A 19,276-nucleotide genomic window follows, 5' to 3' on the forward strand; every position below is an offset into this window, starting at 1 on the left:
CTATGGCCTTTAAGAGCTTGTTTGTCGGCGTTGGCCGGCACGCTGACCCTAACACTCCCGATTTGCCCGGCCCGCCACGAGACGCGAGGGCGATGCAATCCTTATTCAAGGATAGTTTAGATGGTGGTGAATTCGACTTGTTAGTAGATGAACAGGCGACGACGAAAGCTATTTCGTCCTCACTGGATCAGCTTTTTTCGACGGCGACCGATGAGGACACGCTGCTTTTCCATTTCTCGGGCCATGGCTCAGAGAATCATGATCTGATCCCACATGACATTGACGACAGTCGTGTGAGTGAAACGACCATTCCCATGGGGCAGATTGTAGAATTACTGCGGACGTCGGAAGCTAAGAACATTATCTGTTTCTTAGATTGCTGTTTCAGCGGAGGTGTTGGGGCAAAAGTTCTTACCGGCTTGCCGCGAACCCGCGACAGCGGATTTAGCTTCGATCAGATGGCCGGTGAAGGCCGCATCATCGTTGCCGCTTCGGAGCCCACCGGCGAGGCGTTAGAGTGTCCATCTCGAAATTTTGGCCTGCTAACACTCGCCATCATGCAGACGCTTCGCGAGGCGGCAGCTCCGCTTCCGGTCGGCCTGTTCTGCGACGAACTGCAAAAACGAGTACGAGCTGAGGCCGGAAGATTCGGTTTTAGGCAAGAGGCAGTGGTGCTCAACCAGATTGCTGGCGGTTTGCTGGTCCCCAACTTGGTGCCTGGACGAAACTACGCTAAACACTTTCCGGATGTCGCTGCGGTTCGGTTCGATGTCAACTATGAAGGGATGACGGACGCGGGTATTGCCGATAGCATTGTTGATGTCTGGCGTCGAGACATTCCAACATTGAATGAACTTCAATTGCAATCGCTGAACGAGAAACGATTGTTTGAAGCCGGTTCACTCGTGGTTCAGGCACCAACGTCGTCCGGAAAAACATTCATTGGTGAACTCGCGTCTGTTTTTCATGCATGCCAGGGTGGACGATCACTATTCTTGGTACCCTACAAAGCGCTTGCGACCGAGAAGGCCGAGCGTTTTGCTCGCATGTACGGTGACGTCGGTTTACGGGTCATAAAATGTACCGGAGACAGTCGCGATCAGGTGCCTGCTTTCTTCAAAGGCAAGTATGACATTGCTCTGATGACTTACGAAATGGCGTTGTCTTTATTGGCGGGCGACACGTCGTCGATTCGCACAATTGCCTGCATTATCATTGACGAAGCTCATTTCGTATCGGATGCAAACCGCGGCATTTCCGTGGAATTGTTGATGACGCTCGTGCGACAGTCTCAGAAAAAGGTGTCGGCTCCACAGCTGCTCTGTCTATCCGCAGTGTCGGGCGAGAGCTCAAGGCTGCATAATTGGCTTGGCGCGGAATTGCTTCGCTCAACGACACGACCCGTAGAGTTGACGGAAGGAGTGCTGGCCCGAGACGGCTCTTATCTGCATCTGACGCCTGACGGAAAAGAGCAGACCAAACAGTTGGTCAAACGTTCTGAAATTCGTCAGTTGCGAGATCGTCCGGGCCTGCGTGACATGCTCGTTCCGCTAGTGAAACAGCATATTGCAGATGGCCAATCAGTCTTGATCTTCAGGCCGTCACGTTCGGCAGTAAAGCATGTGGCTCTTTATTTGGCAGAATCCCTCGCGGAAGGTGACTACTCAGACATATTGAACGGTCAAAACCAAGGCGATCCATCAAACGATTCAACTGACTTGAAACGCTGCTTAGAACGTGGAACTGCTTTTCACAGCAGTAACTTGGCTGCGAGCGAACGATTGGCTATTGAGAGAGCCTTTGCCGATCCAACGCACCCGTTAAAAGTTCTCGCCGCAACAACCACGATGGCCGCTGGCGTAAACACGCCTGCCGACTCGGTGGTCATCATGGAAACCATGTTTCCAGGGCCGTTGAAGACGCCATTCTCAGTCGCCGAGTATAAGAACATGTCTGGTCGGGCCGGCCGACTTGGCTATGTTTCCGCCGGTCGTTCAATCGTGCTCGCCGAACATTCGGTGCAACAAAAGGCACTGTTTGATCAGTACGTCAACGGTGACTTGCCAACGCTATCTTCCTCCCTATCGCAGGATGAAATGGAGACCTGGGTGTTGCGACTATTGCTCCAAATTCAAACGGTTCCCCGTGACGAGATGGTCGATCTGCTCGGTGATACATTCGGAGGCTATCTGCGATCGTCTAAATCCTCGGGTAGCGTGGACGAATTGCGAGATGACGTAGATGAAGCTGTTTCTGAACTGTTGGACGTGGGGATGCTGGATCACGAACGTCGAAAGCTGTTCCTAACACCACTTGGGCGAGTTTGCGCCCGATCGCTGCTTTCTTACACGTCAAGCCAACGGATCGTGAAGTCTCTGAACAAGGTTGGAAAGCAGTGCGAGCTCACAGAGCTTTTAGCGATCGTTCAATGTGTGGAAATCTGCGACGACAGCTACACTCCGTATCAGCAAAGAGGCAGTTTCGAGAATCGCTGGCTCGGTGAGGCACGGTCAGCGTTTGGCCCGAATATCTATGATGCGATGTCTATCGGTGCTACGGGCGATTTCGCTCTTCAAAAGCGATGTAAGAGAGCGTGCTTACTCTTGGACTGGATAGCTGGGACTCAGATCCGCGAAATTGAGAGCAAGTACACCGGCAACAACTTTTCTTCGATGGCAGCGGGCGACATACGACGTATCGCTGACAACACCCGACTCGTATTCGGCCCCGTGACAGAAATCGCCGCCCTGGTTCTGGGACAAACTTATGAAGCGAAAGAACTTGACAGTTTTATGCGGCGTCTCGAATTCGGTGTGCCAGAGGGCGGCGTTGAACTTACAAACCTTCCTGAAGCATTCGACCGCGGCGATCTGCTGACTTGGATCATCGACGGCGTGCATTCCATATCTGATCTTTTGGGTGGAACATATCGCCGACTGGTCAAGCACAAGAACAAAGCGAAGGAAGCCGCGTTTGCACAAATCAAATCAGAATCCGATCAAAGAAGGAAATGAGCGTGTCGCGATGAAAGCTTTTCAATTTGTATGCCTATTCGGACTGTTTATCAATTGGTCAGGTTTAGTGCATCCTCAGGAAGTGGAAATTCTGCCAAAGCGTCAGCAAATATTCCTCACGCCGAACACAGCTCTCGATCGCGTCCAGCAAGAACATTCCACGGAAGCTCCGATCGTTGTATCGCAGGACGAACTCGATCAGTTAATTGACTGTAAGGGTGGTGGCGCGTGTCCAATTTCAGCGGCGTTAATTGCGTCACAGGGACTGCGGGCGATGGCGGGGCTGCCGGTGGATCCGCAACCGCATCGGACGGCGTTACGTGTGTTTCGGGACAAACCAGAGTTGTTGCTAGGTCGAATCAGCAACGATCGCTTTGTCAATTTGATTGCTTATCTCTGCGCGGACTTTCAAGAGATGTCGACAGCGATTTCGGTCCTATCTGCGCCCAATAGTCCGCATTCCGCACTAGAACCGAAATGGTCGGAAACTGATGGGCCGGACCTGTCGGTGAAGCATGGAGAGATGAAGGTTTTGGCTTACACAGTGACGACGGCGGATGGGACCGTGCGAGGCAGGCATTTTGTGTTGCTGAAAGAGAACAATGAAGGCAAGTTGTCTATTCTTAACCCTGGGAGCCCGCTGAAACAGCGATTCTTCTTGGTCGAGTATCGTGGTGTCCCGACCGCGGCCAAACAGCGAGTGTTCTTTGTCGTTCCCGACGGATTGGATAAGTCCAAACAAACCTACGAGCTGAATACGATATTCACCGTTCGATTCTTGACGGACGACGCCGATGGATCAACTGACGACGCTTCGAGGGTCGAGACGATAAAGGGCAAGATCGACTTGCTGGCTGATCGGTTGCGATCGTCAGGTGAATTGACGTCGCCGGTAGCTTGGAGAAGTGGGGGAGCCGCATTCGGATTGCCAGGTATTGACCTGCCGGTGGAAGTTGGAGGCGGTGGTTACTCGGCTTCTGAAGCAATCGAATTGTTCCGCCATGCTGGGAGAATCAATCTGAACTTGCGTGATGTCATCGGCGGCGCACATGGTCGGCCTCTGACAAAATCAAGCACAGCACTTTCACAGGATGTGTTGCGAAAGCTAGTGGCTGGCGAGGCTTACGTGGCGGTGGCGATCACGGAGCCAACCGCGGGAACTGATATGAAGGCCATGAAAAGCAAAGCTGTTCGTTACGAGGCTGGCTTCAAATTGACCGGACGCAAGCTTTGGAACGCACGGTTGCGTCAAGCGACTCACGTTGTGCTCTACACACTGGCGGCCGACAGCAAAGACGGAGAACGTTCGGCGTTCCTTATCCCCCTTGATCACCCCGGTTTGAAGGTGGTTGACCGCTATGCCCACGGGCTAACCGGAAATTCTTTTGGTGGTCTTGAGTTTGACGATATGTTCGTCAGCCGTGACCACCTGCTGGGCGAGGATGGTGATGGAGGTGAAATTTTTAACGAACACTTTCAATACTGGCGCCTGATGCAGGCCGCCGCGGCGATCGGATGCGGCGAAGCAGCTCTAGATCAGATGGCCGAGCGAATCAAAACGCGAGAGGCATTTGGCGCACCGATAGGCCGCTTCACGCACCTGCAACAACCAATCGGTGAGTACCTAACAAAGTTACGAATGGCGATGTCGCTCGCACGGGAGGCGGCCCAAATGATCGACAATGGCGACTACGAGGGTGCGACGCCGTTGGTCAACGGCCTGAAAGCTGAAGGCGTCGAAATCGCATTGTCTGCGTGTGATGCAGCTATGCGTGCCCACGGAGCGATGGGATACAGTCGAGAAACTGATCTCGGTGATCGAGTTCGAGATTTGATGGGATTGCGAATCGCTGACGGCACTACGGACGTTATGCGAATGTCGGTCGTAAGTGAGAAATACGGATCCGATCTTTGGAAGATGGCTATCTACGGTGTTAGAGACACCGATACCAACATCCCAAAAGATAAATTGCAGCCTGCAAGTGCCGAGTAGCCTGCCAAGCCTAATGGACTGGACTGCCCAAATATCTTTGTCTCGACGTTGGATATCCTTCTAGCCGACCATCGCTGCGGTTTTGAGTAATTTTTGCGTTCCTTACGTGAGTGTTCAACTAGCGACAACGAGATTAACTGAACGACTCCGCTTGGCTGTGCGTCAATATTTGGAGACAAATGTTAATTGTGGTTCAGGTTGATGAATCCAGCAACGGAAACAGTCGCTTGCTGCGAATCCGATCCAAGAATTCTCATTTTCTTTCCCACCCCATGACCAGACGTGTCACGGGCGCCGGCTTCAATGATCCGGGCTGGCATTTTTGCTAGCAAAATTCTGTGTTGGGGGATTGTCCGGGTTTGTGGACAAGGGATAAGATGATTGCAGTGTTTAGTGCACGCTACACAACGGAGGCCGGCGGATCGTGTTTTCGCGGGTTTCCAGGGGAGAAAGTGGTTGATGGAGATTGCCATGCTTTGGATGCAGTGGATTTCGGGCGAACGTTCGGCGGGGAGGCCTGCGCGATGAAAAAGGCTCGTGGTGTGAAGTCGTTTGGCGCGGTGCTGCGCGAGAAACGTATGGCGAAGAAGATCACGCTGCGCAAGTTCGCGGAGATGATCGGCGTGTCGGCAACCTATTTGTCGCAGGTCGAACAGGATCACTTCGCGCCACCGACGGCGGATCGTGTCACAAAGATCGCCGAGTTGCTGGGCGAAGATCCTGACGAATGGATTCGTTTGGCCGATCGTGTGCCAGACGATGTGGATGTCATGGTGCGGCAACACCCAAAGGATATGCCGGAATTGATGCGGCTAGCGACCGGGCTTTCGCCAGAACAGTTTGAAGTCATCAAAGAACAAATTCGGAAAATGAAAAAGCGGGGGAAGTGACGATGGTCGTTGATTTGTGGGCACAGGGAATCAAAGTGCCGTCGCTGTCGTCTCGCCAGATCGCTGCCGAGGCCGATGCGGTGCTGGCGGAGTATGCGAAGCGATTCGGGCCGATCACGAAACCGCCAATCGAGATTGAGGACGTTACAACATCGGTGTTGCCGTTGACGTTTGGGTTCTCGGATCTCCAAGGCCAGCTTGGTGGTCGCGTTCATGGTGCGATCTGGTTCTCGCGGCAACAAGTTCTTATCGACAACGCACTGAATCCTGATCGCTTCCCTGATCTCTTGGGCCGATACCACTTCACGCTCGCTCACGAACTGGGACATTGGCAATTACACCGCTTTCTGTTCTTGGACGAAGATGGTCATGCGGTGCTGTTTGGTGACGGCGAAACGCCAGACGTGATTTGCCGCAAGGATCATGCTCGTCCAATGATCGAACGACAAGCCGATGAGTTCGCTGGTTGTTTATTGATGCCCGAGTGGTTGCTCAGGCCGGCGTGGCGAGAGTTAACCGGCGGCGATGATCCGATCTGCGACAGGCAGCTTCGCGAACTCGTCCCGCCGATAGAGCCAATGCGTTTCTTGATTGACGCCGACGGAATCGAAGTCGAGCCGGATCCGATTCGATTGATGCGTGAGGTGTTCTGTGAATCGCTTGCTGGCCAATTTGCCGTGTCAGAGGAGGCGATGCGGATTCAATTGGAATGTCTCGGTCTGTTCGTCACTGAGCGAACACCGCGGCCCGCTCCATAGTCGCTTCGATTTGATAGGAGTTTGCGTCGCGTACGTTATACCGCCTTCCTCCGAAGGCGTTTCTTTTTGCCTTGAGTGTTTAGTGAGTACTTTACACGGAACTATTTATGGGGAGCTATCCAAATGTCAAAGAGTTTTGATCCGCGGTATGTCCTGCGGCAGGTTTCAAACGAACTGCTGGAAGACCTGTTGGAAGGACAATCGCAAACAGTTGATGTGCCGTGGAGCGAATTAAAGGAAACACAAATCGAACCGATCTTTTCGGCGTGGCAGTCAATGCCCATCGAGCCGCGGCGGGCGATAGAGCTAATTTTGCGCGATGTGTTCTCGATGGCGAACGATCATGGTGTGCGGGCGATCATGGAAGAAGCGAATCGTCAAGGGAACACGTCGCTGCTTGACGACTTGGCCGGCGACGTGAGCCGTTTCGACATTGCAATGCGGACGTGCTTGCAAGCCGACGCGGTGTGGTCAGTCGCTTCCCAGTTTGCGAAGGCAGATGAAGTGTCGGGCGGTCGCTATTGGATTCGGCGGACCAATGTCCCCGAAGGCACACTGAATGTGGAGCCCGATAACGTGATCGTGTTGCAGAAAGCTATCGCCGCGTTCTATCAAGCGGGCCAGGGGCGCGGCCGGCAATGCGTGATCGAACACTTGATACGTGCCGATGGAAGCCATTACTTCTTCGCGTACTTAGACGATTATACCGACACGTACTTAAAAGTCGTCGAATCGGGAAAGTTCGCTCGCGTATGTGAGACGCATGCATTTCAGGTTTTATTTGTAATGAGCGCGGATCTGAAGACACTGGACATGTTCGTTCATGGAGGAAAACAGGTCTACGAACCGCTGCAGCAGATCTTCACCCGAGTGATTTTGAGCATCGAGTTGCCGCCCGAAGATCCAGAACTTCACCCGTACGCATTGGGAGTCTTGCTCGATCCAAAGTTCTCGTTCCCCACCGATCCGGCGGACGGCATCCTGAGCGTTGAAGTTGTCTCGGCGAACGTCCGTGCAAAGGGTGGATCACAGCGACGGATTGTCTTAAAACCCGATCAACAACTCGGGCCGTGCGATTTCCAATCAATGATTGACGAATGGGTAAACACGGAGAACGTGCCACGTTCGATCATGCACATGTATGGCATTACGCTGCGATTTAATTTCGATCGTAGCGATCCCGAGTTGCCTTCGAAGATGCAATTTTCAATCTCCTGCCCGAACCGGTGTAGTTTGAAGAATCTGCCGGATGATCAACGTGAAATTGGCGAAAGGTATCTCAAGTTCTGGGGGATCGACCGTGCAGTCGATAGCGAAGTGGCTGTTTCCGCTGATTAATTTGCCTTGCCGTGCTAATCGCGTAACACTGGACAACTTGCGGGCATTCGGCGAGACCGACCCGACAGCCCTTGTTGCCACCGGATTCTTGATGCCGATGGGGCCAGCGACGCATGTGCAAGCCATCAATGGATGCGGATGTGGCTTGCATGAGGTAGTGCGAATCGGTCGCGGTCCGCGTGCCCGTTTTATGACGTCGTGTGTGATTGATGGCGTTGAAGAGATCCAGCGGGATCGGCTTCGGCAGTGGTTCGTTAACGATTTGCAAGTCGGAGACGAACTTGCGACCGCGATCAAATCGGACGGCAAATGCCGGGCAATCGTGATTGATGGAGCATGGCTGATCGGCGAGTTGATCGTCGACGGCGTGCGTCTGGAGATCTTTTTGGCAAGGGAATCCGATGTCGATCGCATATCCGAGTGTGTCGTTCCATCGCGAGCGATCGTCGTGGTAGCGGATTCAGTTCAGCGGACGTGGGATCAATTTGCAGGCGTCGTGAAATTGTCGGATGCGTTTTCGTTTGCTGGACCGAAGCCGGTTTTTCAGGCCGACCGTGTGCGTTCGATGGTCCGTTGGGAGGATGGGACTGACGGTAACGTGTTCCTTTGCAAGGGCGAATTTTGGGAACTGCGTCACGAAGGCAAGGTTGCCTACTTAAAAGATTCGGTGGGTATGGGTTATCTCGCGCGTTTGCTGGCTCAACCGAATCGAGTGATCCCAGCAGTCACGTTGTTGGCATCGCGACTGGGGATTGATCCGCTGCAACTCTCTGGCTCTAGCGGTGAAGTGATCGACGAGCAGGCACGAGAAGACTACCGCGGCCGGTACTTGATGCTTCTGGATGACATGCGTTTGGCGGAGGCGAATCACGATCGGGCGACGATGGAGCGAATTCAGCTCGAACAAGATGCGTTGACAACCGAATTGTCGGCTGCATTTGGCAAGGACGGTCGTGGACGCGTGAAATCGGACGCGGAGAAGGTTCGCAAATCCGTGTCGATGGCAGTGACGCGGGCGATCGAAAAGATCACCGTGCATCACACTTCGCTGGGCCGTTACCTCGATGTGTCGATGGAGTTGGGTGGCACGATGGTCTATCGCCAGCACGAACCGATGGACTGGCTCGTGTGATTTTCTTCGGTCGGCGAGTTGCCACACGGTTTGTGGCACCGCGACATGAGTTGTGGCGGCACGTCTTCGCTGTGAGGACGTGACGAACGAACCTCGCCGGCCGCCTGCGTTCTATTCGTGACATGGCTTGTCGCGACGCAGCTTCTTTGCGGTCTGTGCGAATCGCTCACATCACGGGATGCCTCCAGCCGGAGACAACCATGAGTGCGAATACTCAAGCGGGCGGCAAACGGCTCGGCGAAGAAATTCTCAGCGATTTCGCGATGAAGACAGCGCGGATCAAGGCTGAGCAACTCCATCGGCGACCGGAGTTCAGCGACTGTGACGCCGAAGACATCGCTCAAGAGTTGCTGATGTACTTGATCCAAAAAGCGGACTGTTTCGACCCGACGCGATCGAAAGTGAACACGTTCATCAATCGAGTCATCAACTCGGGCGTGCGAGAGCTGTTGCGATCGAAGAAACGCCACTAACGGCATCCGATGGAAGATGGCGTGCAAATGCAATCGTTTGAGACGCCCGTCGACACGGTGGATGAGACTTTCGCGACTCTGGGCGGCGAAATCTGTGACGAGGACCAGAACCGACGAAACCAGTCGACGTACACCGATCCATTCGACGCGATCGACGAAGCGGACGCGTTGGAGGTCGCGATACAGAAGATGCCCGCGGAATTGCGGCAGGTGTGCGAGCACCTGCGTTGTCATTCCATGAGCAGCACGATGGAGAAGTTTGGCCTACCGCGACGGCGGTTCAACGCGATGCGTGTGGAGATTGCCGAGCACTTGAAGAAGTACGGCGTGACCAATTTATAAGTTTGGTGTGCAAGGCGACTAAATCACGGCATAGGTAACCAGGGGCGGCCAACGGGTCGTCGGAACATCAAACCTTCCATCCACCAGGTTAGCGAATGAGTGATTTGGACATCGAACGCCGTGTGGCGCTTTCATTGGCGGTCGGCCGTTACCTGCGATCGGCCGACCGCTTCAACCAAGCGTCGCGAGATTTTACCGGAGCGTGCAAGTCGCTTCGCAAGCAACTGGGCACCAACCAACGTTTCGTCGCCCAGATTGATTTCAAGCACTACCTCGTGACCAGCGATCGGGACGGCAACTTCGATGTCGAAGCGATTCCCACTCTGTAACTCCAACCATCTCAGCCATCCAACCAAGGAACTATCCAGCCCATGACTAACTTGCTCGAAACCATCCAATCTGGCCGGCAATCGAAGCCGCCTCGCGTCTTGCTGTACGGTGTCGAAGGCATCGGTAAATCGACCTTCGGCAGCGAAGCTCCCAAACCGATCTTCATTCAAACCGAAGACGGACTCGACGAAATCGAATGTGATCGCTTTCCGCTGGCGACGAAGTTCGATGACGTGATCGCCGCTCTAAAGACGCTCGTCAACGAGAAGCACGATTACGAATCCGTTGTGATCGACTCGCTCGATTGGCTGGAGCGTCTCGTCTGGGACAAGCTCTGTCAGCAGTACGCGGTCGAGTCGATCGAAAAGGTCGACGGCGGGTACGCTCGCGGTTACATGCACGCCCTCTCCCTGTGGCGTGAAGTACTCGATCTTCTCAATGTGCTGCGTTCTCGCGGCATGGTGATCGTTCTGATTGCCCATTCCAAGGTCGAACGGTTCGAGGATCCTGAATCCTCGCCCTACGACCGCTATTCGCCGCGACTGCACAAGCACGCCGCGGCCCTCGTCAAGGAATGGTGCGACGCCGTGCTGTTCGCGACTCGCAAGATGCGCACGCAAAGCGAAGACGGTGGTTTTAACCGCAAACGCACCATCGCTCACGCGATTGGCAAAGACGGTGGCGAACGCATCGTGCGTGCTTATGGATCGCCCAGTTGCGTTGCCAAGAACCGTTACGGCATCGCTGAAGAATTGCCGCTCTCGTGGTCGGCGTTCGTGGCAGCGATGTCGGCCAACTAAACGACTCAACTAATTTTCTTTCTACAGACTCCAGACGAAGGACCACTGACTAACCATGGCAAATCTCAACGGCTTTGATGCCAACACCGTCGAACCAGCCGACGAACTCGAACCGATCCCCACTGGCAAATACGTCGCGGTCATCACTGACAGCGAAATGAAACCCACGAAGTCTGGCACGGGCAACTATCTGCAGTTGACGTTTCAGATCGTGGAGGGCGAGTACGCAAACCGTCTTCTCTGGGTGCGTCTCAACCTCGACAACCCCAACGCGACCGCGGTGGAAATTGCCCGGCGGGAGTTGTCTGCGATCTGCCGGTCGGTTGGCGTCTTGGTGCCAACCGACTCGGCGGACTTACACAACTTGCCATGCGTGATTCACGTGCGAGTCAAACGCCGCAATGACACCGGCGAGTTGCAAAACGAAGTAAAGGGCTACTCGATGAAGGACGCCATTGCCCAGCCGATCTCCGCGTCGCAAGTCAGCGGTGCCGACGGCCAATCCTCGTCCCCGCCTTGGAAGCGTTAACCGCCCGTCAGCTTCCAAGGAACGGCACCCAGTCAGCAATGGATTGTTGGCTGGGTGTTTTTATTCGCTCGTTGAACATCGAAGTACGCCACCATGATCAGACTCACGTTGCCCTATCCGCCTTCGGTCAATCATTACTGGCGACACGTTGGAAACCGCGTGTTGATCAGCAAGGAAGGCAGGAAGTACCGAGCGGCCGTCAGCTCGCTGCTAAATCGCAAGAATGTCGAAACGCTCACTGGCGACTTGATCGTCGATATCGTCGTCTATCCACCTGACCGACGCCGGCGTGATGTCGATAACTGCTTGAAGGCGATGTTGGACTCGATGCAGTGGGGCGGCGCCTACGAGGACGACAGCCAGATCGTGCGGTTGACGATCGAGAAACGGGAGCCGGCACCGAAAGCGGGAAACGCCGAAGTCGTCATTCAACGCATCCCAGCACCGATTGGGAAAGCTGGGTTTCGATCATGCTTGCGCTGCGACGAGGCTTTTGTTTCCACGGGACCGGGCAATCGCATCTGCGAGAGCTGCACGTTCATCAACGATCTGCTGCCACCGACGACGCCTATTGAGCGAGGTAGCAAACGGCACAACGGGGAGTTGATGTGATGAAACTGCGTTCCTACCAGAAAGCCGCGGTCGATGCGGTCTACGAACACTTGCGAAACCGTGACGATAATCCCGTCGCGGTCTTGCCGACGGGTGCGGGCAAGAGCCTCGTGCTGGCAAAGATAGCGTCCGACGCTGTTCAGCAATGGAACGGTCGCGTATTGATCTTGGCTCACGTCAAAGAGCTACTCGAACAGAACGCTGACAAGGTTCGCCGTCTGTGTTCGGACATCAAGGTCGGTCTGTATTCGGCCGGCCTCAAGAAACGCGACACGAACACGCCGGTTCTTGTTGCCGGTATTCAGAGCATCTACAAGCGAGCGTGTGACCTTGATCCGTTCGATTTGATCGTCGTTGACGAAGCCCATCTGATTTCAAAGAAGGGCGACGGCATGTACCGGCAATTCCTGGCCGATTGCAAAGTCATCAATCCACTCGTCCGCGTCATTGGCTTGACCGCGACGCCATTCCGCCTCGACTCAGGCATGATCTGCTCGCCTGAGCATTTTTTGAATCAAGTCTGTTACGAGATTGGCATCAAAGAATTGATCCGTGACGGCTATTTGAGTCCGCTCATTTCCAAAGCCGGCGTGAATCGAGCCGACTTCGGTGGTCTTCATCTCCGTGCCGGCGAGTTCGTCAGCGAAGAGGTCGAATCGCTGGTCAACGACGATGCCCTCGTGTCGGCCGCGTGCGGCGAGATCGTCGAACTGACGGCCGAGCGCCGGGCAGTTCTTATCTTCGCGTCGTCCGTCGCACACGGGCGGCGAGTCGTCGAAGTGTTGCGGGACAACCACGGCATTGAGTGCGGTTTCGTGACTGGCGAGACACCAGCCGCCGATCGTGACGAATTGCTGGCTCGCTTTCGCGGCGATGCTCCAACGTCGCTACTTGAGACCGAATCGTTGCGTTTCCTCTGCAACGTGAATGTCCTCACCACCGGTTTCGACGCACCGCGAGTCGATTGCGTCGTGATGCTGCGGCCTACGATGTCGCCAGGATTGCTTTACCAATGCGTCGGTCGCGGTTTTCGACTGCATGCCGAAAAACAGAACTGCCTGGTCCTCGATTTCGGTGGCAATATTGAACGCCACGGACCGATCGACCAGATCAAGCCGAAGGACAAAGCCAAACGTCCCGACCAAGATCCGCCGGCAAAAGAATGCGAGAAGTGTCACGCCTTGGTTGCATGTGGCTATGCGAATTGTCCTGAGTGCGGTCATCCGTTCCCGCCTCCGCAACGAGAAGCCCATGACGCCGAGGCAAGCGAGGCCGGCGTGCTGTCTGACGAAGTCACCGATACCTACCATGACGTCCAAGACATCATCTATCGTATCCACCGCAAACGCGACGCTGACGAAGACGCGCCCCGATGCCTGCGCGTCGACTACATGATCGGACTGGATCATTGGCAGAGCGAATTCATCTGCATCGAGCACTCTGGCTACGCACGTCGCAAAGCTGAAGCGTGGTGGCGTGAGCGTTGTCTCGACCCTTGTCCTACCAGCGCTGAGGAAGCTCTCGACATCGCCGACGCTGGTCTGCTTGCAGCGACCGAATCGCTGACAGTCCGCTCAATCGCAGGCCAGAAATACGATCGTATCATCAAACAGACGATAGGCGAAATTCCAAACGAGGCATTGGAAGAGGCACCGTTTTGATGGCCGATCCGCGGGAGCAGGTTGCGATCTATCGCCAACGTGGCTGGTACTGCGTGCCGCTGCGCACGCGATCGAAGTCGCCGGCGCGGCGTGACTGGACCAATTTACGATTGACCCCCGAGGTGTTTCCCGATCAGGGTAATATCGGCATCATTCTTGGCGAACCGTCAGGGTGGCTCGTTGACGTTGATCTGGACTGCGACGAAGCGATCGAGTTGGCCGACAGCTATCTTCCACAAACGCCGGCGATTACCGGCCGGCCGTCAGCCCGACGATCGCATCGTTGGTATATCGCGGTTGGAGCGACGACCGAGAAGCATACCGATCCCAGCGATGGCTCGATGATTGTCGAACTGCGTTCAACCGGAGCGCAAACCGTCGTCGGGCCGAGTATGCATCCCGACGGCGAAACCTACGAAACGCTCGATGGCGAACCGGCTGCCGTTCCCTCGTTAATGTTGGCCGCCTGCGTGAAAGCCCTCGCAGACGCCGTCATTCATCAACGTGGAACCAAGAAGCCACCGCAACATATCGCCGCGTTGCCGCCACAGTCGCCGCGTGTGCCCAACGACGTCGAAACGCGGGCAATCGCCTATATCAACGCAATGCCGTCAGCAATCGCCGGCAGTGGCGGTCACTCGCAAACCTATGCCGCCGCGACGGCACTCGTCCACGGTTTCGGACTCGATCCGGCAGTATCGCTCGCGATTCTAACCAACCACTACAACCCACGCTGCAATCCGTCCTGGTCTGAGAAAGAGCTTCAACACAAGGTCAACCAAGCAGCAACGAAACCACACGATCGCCCATTCGGCTGGCTTCGTGACGAGCGACTCATGGAACCGGCTGGTGAAACCGTTGATCTCAGTGGTTTCATGACCAAGTCGAATGTTGTCGTTGCGAAAGGGAGCGAACAACTAAGGTTCGACTTCAACGCCGATCCTGGTCATCTTCCTGAGCGTCTGTTCGACGTGCCAGGATTCGTCCGAAGGGTCATGGATTTCACGCTCGCAAACGCACCCTATCCGAACGTTGCGTTGGCGTTTTGCGGAGCGATGGCCCTGCAGTCGTATCTCGCTGGTCGCAAGGTCGCGACCACCGGTGATCTTCGTACCAACATCTATCTGCTGGCTCTGGCGGGCAGCGGAACGGGCAAAGAATTTCCCCGCAAAGTCAATTCGCAAGTGTTGTTTCAGATTGGCGAATCGCATTCGCTGGGCGACAAGTTCGCGTCCGGCGAAGGCATCCAAGATGCGTTGGCTCGTAGTAACAAAATGCTTTTTCAAAATGACGAAATGGACGGCGTGCTCCGCCAGATCAATCTCGACCGCGACAGTGGCCGCGAGTCTATCCCGAACATCCTACTGACGCTCTACACATCCGCCGGCGACTTTTACCCGCTCCGCGTGAAGGCAAATCAGAAAGAAGCAGGTCACGTCGACCAACCTCACCTGACGTTGTACGGAACCGCGACGCCGAAGTACTTTTACGAATCGCTGTCGCAGCGGATGCTCACTAATGGCTTCTTTGCACGGCTCAATATCATCGACGTCGGCCGGCGTGGCAAAGGCCAAACGCCCGGTTCGGCTCGCGACCTGCCCGATGAAATTTTGGAGACTGCCAAATGGTGGGCGGACTTCAATCCCGGCGGTGGCAATTTTATGACGGTTCATCCGCGACCGCTGCGAGTGCCGTTCACGCCGGACGCCGAAGCCGCAATCAACACCCTTCGTGAACAGACGGAGGCTGAATACGACAAAGCGGACGAAGCCGGTGACGAGGTGGCGCGTGCCGCTTGGAGTCGAACGTGCGAACACGCCAAGAAGCTCTCGCTGATCTACGCCGTTAGTGAAAACCATCTTCAACCACAGATCACGATTGAAGCTGTTCGTTGGGCCAGCGAGTTTTCGCTGCACCAAACCCGCCGGCAGCTCTACCTCGCATCGGTTCACGTCGCCGAGAACCCATTTCACGCCGAGTGCTTGAAATTCAAGAAACGTCTCGCCGACCGACCCAACCACACCATGGCTCGTCGTGAAATGATGCGTTCGATGACGTTGAAGGCAAGCGATTTCGATCAAATCGTACAAACGCTGATGCAGCAGGAAGACATCGAACCGGTCACGATCGAAACGCGAACCAAACCGGCGTCGGGATATCGCCTCACCACGGTGCCCGATCTGCCCAAAAAATCCGTCAGACAATCCGTCAGCGATGGTGCCGACGATTCTGACGTGTTGACGACCAAAGCGACCGATTCGACCCCGGAATGAGCGAATCTGTCAGCAAACGTCGGAGGGTCAAACTGACGGATTCGCTGACGGTTTTGGTTCGCGAAAACCTAACGATATACGAATGAAAACACTCTCTCTCCTAATGCGTCAGTGTGTCAGTCCCATTCGCCCGCGATACACGTTTGCACGCATGAGGGGGCTGTCTGACGGATTCACTCATGACGTTTCTCTTTTTTCCCTCTTTGGAGCTTTGCTTGTGGACCAATGTTCGCGTTGTCGTTTCTTTCATCCCGTTCATTCCGCTTTTCAAGAGTCGGCTGGTGGTGAGTGTCGCCGTCATCCGCCGGCTACACCGAAAAATTCTCAACGTCGGGCACGCCCGGACATCGCCATCTTCCCAGCGGTGATGGAAACGGATTGGTGTGGCGAGTTCGTCCCGCGCCGCGACACGTCGGTCCACCGCCGCAACATCGAAGCCAATGCCGCCTTCGACGCGGCAGCCCGCGAGGACGCGACCGACGCCGCCACGTGCGGCCTGACCCAAGACGTTTAGGTACTCCCGGCCGGCTCTTTCTCTGGTCAGGGCCACGGGAACAGCGGCCGTAGATAGCACAGTTTGTTTTTTGCCGATGTCCGACTTTCAAGGAGAAAGAATGAATGCAACCGACCGAGATTGGAGTCTTTGGGCTCGACGATGTGCTCGCCAATGCGATGGCCAAGGTTCGCCATCACCGAAAAGTTCAGGAACCCTGGACACGGGCGTTGCACAACTGCATCAACGCACAACGGATTCGATGTCGTCGAGCACTGCGAATGCAGACAGACGCGAAAAGCCGCTTGAGCACGATGGATTGGCACGAGACGTTGACCAAAGCGATTGTGAGTTCCCGTCAGAGGACAACAAGCCAACTCGAAACGGGAAGTTGGAAACGGGCTCTCGACAACAAATTAACATCGGTGAAACAACGCAAACTGCTAGCTTCCTTGAACCGGAAATGACGGTCTCGATGTTCGTTCGTTTGGTCAACGATAGCGGCTTCGGTGAGGTACTGACCGAGCGGCAGTTGTTGCGTCAACGCCGTGCTTTTCAGTCCATTGATGCAGGGCGTGGCAGGGTCAACGTGATGGCATTCCTTGCGTCGATGTGTTCCCGTCGTCGACGAAAGAGTCGTAATGGCGAGTTGAGCGTCGCGGATTTGGCCCAAATGTTGGAGCAGCAACGATATCGATGCGCTCTGACGGGAGATCGCTTGACGCCTGAAAACCTGGCGTTGGATCACATCGTCCCAATTTCCGAAGGCGGCGGATTTGACGTCGAGAACTCGCAATTGGTTACCCGCGACGCCAATCGAGCTAAGCACACCATGTCGCAGAGCGACTTCGTCCAACTCTGCAAAAATGTTTCCCAAACCTCTGGAAGCAACTAAATCGTCCGTCCGAACGCATCGGATCCCAATCCAACCAGCCAGAAAACCAACGACTGACCGAACCCTTCCCGTTTCATTCTCTCGCCTTGGAAGGGCAAACATGAAGGTCGAAATGTGGTCGCTTGATCGAATCAAGCCATACGAGAACAACCCTCGCATCAATGACGACGCCGTTGATGCCGTCATTCTCTCGATTAACGAATTCGGCTTTCGCCAGCCAATCGTTGTCGATACCGCCGGCGTCATCATCGTCGGCCATACGCGTTTCAAGGCGGCTACGAAGATGGGACTCACGGAAGTGCCTGTTCACGTCGCGAAGGATCTCGAACCCGAAGCAGTGAAAGCGTACCGGATCGCCGACAACCGAACCGGCGAGAACGCGCAGTGGGACTACGACCTTCTGCCCTTGGAAATCGGCGGATTACAAGAATCTGGTTTCGATGTTGAGTTGCTCGGCTTTGACGGGGATGAACTCGCCAAGCTGCTCGATCCCGGCGTCACACAGGGTTTGACGGATCCAGACGACATTCCCGAACCGCCAGACGAAGCAATTACGCAACGCGGTGATCTTTGGATCCTCGGCGAACACCGTCTGCTGTGCGGTGACTCAACCAGTGTCGAGGATCTCGATCGGCTGCTCGCCGGCGCGAAGATTCACCTCTGCAATACCGATCCACCGTACAACGTGAAGGTCGAACCGCGCAGCAAGAATGCGATCGCGGCCGGCAATTCGTCGTTTGAGGCTGGCAAAGGCAAGACGACAGAATGCCCCAAGAAGATGCGGGCCAAGGATCGGCCGCTCGCCAATGACTTCGTTTCGGACGAGGAGTTCGACCGATTACTGAAGGCGTGGTTTGGCAACATCACTCGCGTACTCGAACCCGGTCGTTGCTTTTACATTTGGGGTGGTTTCTCCAACATCGCCAACTACCCGCCGGTCCTCGCCGCGGCCGGTTTGTACTTTTCGCAGGCCATCATCTGGGACAAGCAGCATCCCGTGATGACCCGCAAGGATTTCATGGGGGCACACGAGTGGGCGTTCTACGGCTGGAAAGAAGGTGCAGGGCACAAGTTCTTTGGGCCAAACAATGCAACTGACCTGTGGCATGTCAAGAAAATTGCACCGCAGAAATTAGAACACCTCACCGGCAAGCCAGCCGAACTCGCGGTGTTGGCGATGCAGTATTCATCTCGCAAAGGCGAGAACGTGCTCGACCTGTTCGGCGGCAGTGGCTCGACGCTGATTGGTGCCGAGCAGACCGGACGCAAGGCGTTCTTGATGGAACTCGATCCACCGTATTGCGACGTGATCGTTGATCGCTACCAGCGATTCACGGGCAAGAAAGCGATCCTGGAACGGACCGGCGAGTCGCCGATCCCCGTCGGTAAACGCGAGGAGAACATGCGGTGACTAGAGTTCCTTGCAGGACCAAGCTCCGTCGTCAAAGACATAGACGAATCGAGCGCCGCAGTTCCTTGCGAAGTCAATTAGCGAATCGTTGGTCGGTAGATTCGCCGGCGGATCGCCGTCTGAGAATCGCTCAGCATTTCCGGTCTCGCGATTCAGACAACGCAAGTCGCCACCCGAGACGAGTTCCTCGGCGGCAGTTTGAGTTTTGTAGCCTTGCATCAGAATTTCTCCGGTGTGTTCGGGGTAACCGTCGTAGTGAAGGTAGACCGCTGCGTATGTTCGGTCGGCGCGGCGGACGGCGATCGTCGCTCGTGTGGACATGGTGGTTGCTC

Annotated in this window: 18 protein-coding genes; 17 read left to right on the top strand and 1 reads right to left on the bottom strand. The window is 55.2% G+C overall.

Going from position 1 to position 19,276, the window contains the following annotated elements:
* Window positions 1–2 precede the first annotated feature (2 nt).
* From ABD971_RS04045 to ABD971_RS04125, 17 genes are all read left to right on the top strand, one after another.
* On the top strand, window positions 3–3,014 hold the full coding sequence (locus ABD971_RS04045; protein ID WP_345319653.1) for a DEAD/DEAH box helicase: 3,012 nt from the start codon (window positions 3–5) through the stop codon (window positions 3,012–3,014).
* 10 nt (window positions 3,015–3,024) lie between these two features.
* Window positions 3,025–5,007: an acyl-CoA dehydrogenase family protein gene (locus ABD971_RS04050; protein WP_345319654.1), complete on the top strand. Its 1,983-nt coding sequence runs from the start codon at window positions 3,025–3,027 to the stop codon at window positions 5,005–5,007.
* 485 nt (window positions 5,008–5,492) lie between these two features.
* On the top strand, window positions 5,493–5,897 hold the full coding sequence (locus tag ABD971_RS04055) for a helix-turn-helix domain-containing protein (protein ID WP_345319795.1): 405 nt from the start codon (window positions 5,493–5,495) through the stop codon (window positions 5,895–5,897).
* 2 nt (window positions 5,898–5,899) lie between these two features.
* Window positions 5,900–6,655 carry an ImmA/IrrE family metallo-endopeptidase gene (locus ABD971_RS04060; protein ID WP_345319655.1) on the top strand — a complete coding sequence of 252 codons (756 nt, stop codon included), beginning with the start codon at window positions 5,900–5,902 and terminating at the stop codon, window positions 6,653–6,655.
* A 123-nt stretch (window positions 6,656–6,778) separates the two neighbouring features.
* Window positions 6,779–7,993: a hypothetical protein gene (locus tag ABD971_RS04065; RefSeq protein ID WP_345319657.1), complete on the top strand. Its 1,215-nt coding sequence runs from the start codon at window positions 6,779–6,781 to the stop codon at window positions 7,991–7,993.
* Complete coding sequence (locus tag ABD971_RS04070; RefSeq protein ID WP_345319658.1) at window positions 7,905–9,125, top strand: hypothetical protein; 1,221 nt, start codon at window positions 7,905–7,907, stop codon at window positions 9,123–9,125. The genes ABD971_RS04065 and ABD971_RS04070 overlap by 89 nt, the downstream gene beginning before the upstream one ends.
* A gap of 200 nt (window positions 9,126–9,325) precedes the next feature.
* Window positions 9,326–9,598 carry a sigma factor gene (locus tag ABD971_RS04075; RefSeq protein WP_345319660.1) on the top strand — a complete coding sequence of 91 codons (273 nt, stop codon included), beginning with the start codon at window positions 9,326–9,328 and terminating at the stop codon, window positions 9,596–9,598.
* Window positions 9,599–9,625: 27 nt separating this feature from the next.
* Window positions 9,626–9,940: a hypothetical protein gene (locus ABD971_RS04080; protein ID WP_345319662.1), complete on the top strand. Its 315-nt coding sequence runs from the start codon at window positions 9,626–9,628 to the stop codon at window positions 9,938–9,940.
* Window positions 9,941–10,035: 95 nt separating this feature from the next.
* On the top strand, window positions 10,036–10,269 hold the full coding sequence (locus tag ABD971_RS04085) for a hypothetical protein (protein WP_345319491.1): 234 nt from the start codon (window positions 10,036–10,038) through the stop codon (window positions 10,267–10,269).
* 42 nt (window positions 10,270–10,311) lie between these two features.
* Window positions 10,312–11,070 carry an ATP-binding protein gene (locus ABD971_RS04090; RefSeq protein WP_345319664.1) on the top strand — a complete coding sequence of 253 codons (759 nt, stop codon included), beginning with the start codon at window positions 10,312–10,314 and terminating at the stop codon, window positions 11,068–11,070.
* Window positions 11,071–11,125: 55 nt separating this feature from the next.
* Window positions 11,126–11,599, top strand: a complete 474-nt coding sequence (locus tag ABD971_RS04095; protein ID WP_345319666.1) for a DUF669 domain-containing protein — start codon at window positions 11,126–11,128, stop codon at window positions 11,597–11,599.
* Between the two features lie 93 nt (window positions 11,600–11,692).
* Window positions 11,693–12,211 (top strand): RusA family crossover junction endodeoxyribonuclease, encoded by a 519-nt coding sequence (locus tag ABD971_RS04100; RefSeq protein WP_345319668.1) that lies wholly within the window; start codon window positions 11,693–11,695, stop codon window positions 12,209–12,211.
* Window positions 12,211–13,872 carry a DEAD/DEAH box helicase gene (locus ABD971_RS04105; RefSeq protein WP_345319670.1) on the top strand — a complete coding sequence of 554 codons (1,662 nt, stop codon included), beginning with the start codon at window positions 12,211–12,213 and terminating at the stop codon, window positions 13,870–13,872. Before ABD971_RS04100 ends, ABD971_RS04105 begins: the two co-directional genes overlap by 1 nt.
* Window positions 13,872–16,145 (top strand): bifunctional DNA primase/polymerase, encoded by a 2,274-nt coding sequence (locus ABD971_RS04110; RefSeq protein ID WP_345319672.1) that lies wholly within the window; start codon window positions 13,872–13,874, stop codon window positions 16,143–16,145. Before ABD971_RS04105 ends, ABD971_RS04110 begins: the two co-directional genes overlap by 1 nt.
* Window positions 16,146–16,362: 217 nt before the next feature.
* Window positions 16,363–16,659: a hypothetical protein gene (locus ABD971_RS04115; protein WP_345319674.1), complete on the top strand. Its 297-nt coding sequence runs from the start codon at window positions 16,363–16,365 to the stop codon at window positions 16,657–16,659.
* Between the two features lie 100 nt (window positions 16,660–16,759).
* Entirely contained in the window at window positions 16,760–17,533 is a 774-nt protein-coding gene (locus ABD971_RS04120; protein ID WP_345319676.1) for an HNH endonuclease signature motif containing protein, read from the top strand.
* A 100-nt stretch (window positions 17,534–17,633) separates the two neighbouring features.
* Entirely contained in the window at window positions 17,634–18,944 is a 1,311-nt protein-coding gene (locus ABD971_RS04125; RefSeq protein ID WP_345319678.1) for a DNA modification methylase, read from the top strand.
* Here ABD971_RS04125 and ABD971_RS04130 read toward each other — a convergent pair whose 3' ends face one another.
* Window positions 18,945–19,265 (bottom strand): hypothetical protein, encoded by a 321-nt coding sequence (locus ABD971_RS04130; RefSeq protein ID WP_345319680.1) that lies wholly within the window; start codon window positions 19,263–19,265, stop codon window positions 18,945–18,947.
* Window positions 19,266–19,276: the final 11 nt, after the last annotated feature.

The sequence above is a fragment of the Novipirellula rosea genome, from assembly GCF_039541335.1.
GTDB lineage: Bacteria > Planctomycetota > Planctomycetia > Pirellulales > Pirellulaceae > Novipirellula > Novipirellula rosea.

Excerpts from the sequence above, each read along its gene's own strand:
- ABD971_RS04105 (WP_345319670.1), top strand. The coding sequence starts at position 12,211 with ATGAAACTGCGTTCCTACCAGAAAGCCGCGGTCGATGCGGTCTACGAA.
- ABD971_RS04100 (WP_345319668.1), top strand. The coding sequence starts at position 11,693 with ATGATCAGACTCACGTTGCCCTATCCGCCTTCGGTCAATCATTACTGG.
- ABD971_RS04130 (WP_345319680.1), bottom strand. The coding sequence starts at position 19,265 with ATGTCCACACGAGCGACGATCGCCGTCCGCCGCGCCGACCGAACATAC.
- ABD971_RS04045 (WP_345319653.1), top strand. The coding sequence starts at position 3 with ATGGCCTTTAAGAGCTTGTTTGTCGGCGTTGGCCGGCACGCTGACCCT.
- ABD971_RS04110 (WP_345319672.1), top strand. The coding sequence starts at position 13,872 with ATGGCCGATCCGCGGGAGCAGGTTGCGATCTATCGCCAACGTGGCTGG.
- ABD971_RS04125 (WP_345319678.1), top strand. The coding sequence starts at position 17,634 with ATGAAGGTCGAAATGTGGTCGCTTGATCGAATCAAGCCATACGAGAAC.
- ABD971_RS04060 (WP_345319655.1), top strand. The coding sequence starts at position 5,900 with ATGGTCGTTGATTTGTGGGCACAGGGAATCAAAGTGCCGTCGCTGTCG.
- ABD971_RS04120 (WP_345319676.1), top strand. The coding sequence starts at position 16,760 with ATGAATGCAACCGACCGAGATTGGAGTCTTTGGGCTCGACGATGTGCT.
- ABD971_RS04095 (WP_345319666.1), top strand. The coding sequence starts at position 11,126 with ATGGCAAATCTCAACGGCTTTGATGCCAACACCGTCGAACCAGCCGAC.
- ABD971_RS04075 (WP_345319660.1), top strand. The coding sequence starts at position 9,326 with ATGAGTGCGAATACTCAAGCGGGCGGCAAACGGCTCGGCGAAGAAATT.
- ABD971_RS04065 (WP_345319657.1), top strand. The coding sequence starts at position 6,779 with ATGTCAAAGAGTTTTGATCCGCGGTATGTCCTGCGGCAGGTTTCAAAC.
- ABD971_RS04050 (WP_345319654.1), top strand. The coding sequence starts at position 3,025 with ATGAAAGCTTTTCAATTTGTATGCCTATTCGGACTGTTTATCAATTGG.
- ABD971_RS04090 (WP_345319664.1), top strand. The coding sequence starts at position 10,312 with ATGACTAACTTGCTCGAAACCATCCAATCTGGCCGGCAATCGAAGCCG.
- ABD971_RS04070 (WP_345319658.1), top strand. The coding sequence starts at position 7,905 with ATGATCAACGTGAAATTGGCGAAAGGTATCTCAAGTTCTGGGGGATCG.
- ABD971_RS04085 (WP_345319491.1), top strand. The coding sequence starts at position 10,036 with ATGAGTGATTTGGACATCGAACGCCGTGTGGCGCTTTCATTGGCGGTC.
- ABD971_RS04080 (WP_345319662.1), top strand. The coding sequence starts at position 9,626 with ATGCAATCGTTTGAGACGCCCGTCGACACGGTGGATGAGACTTTCGCG.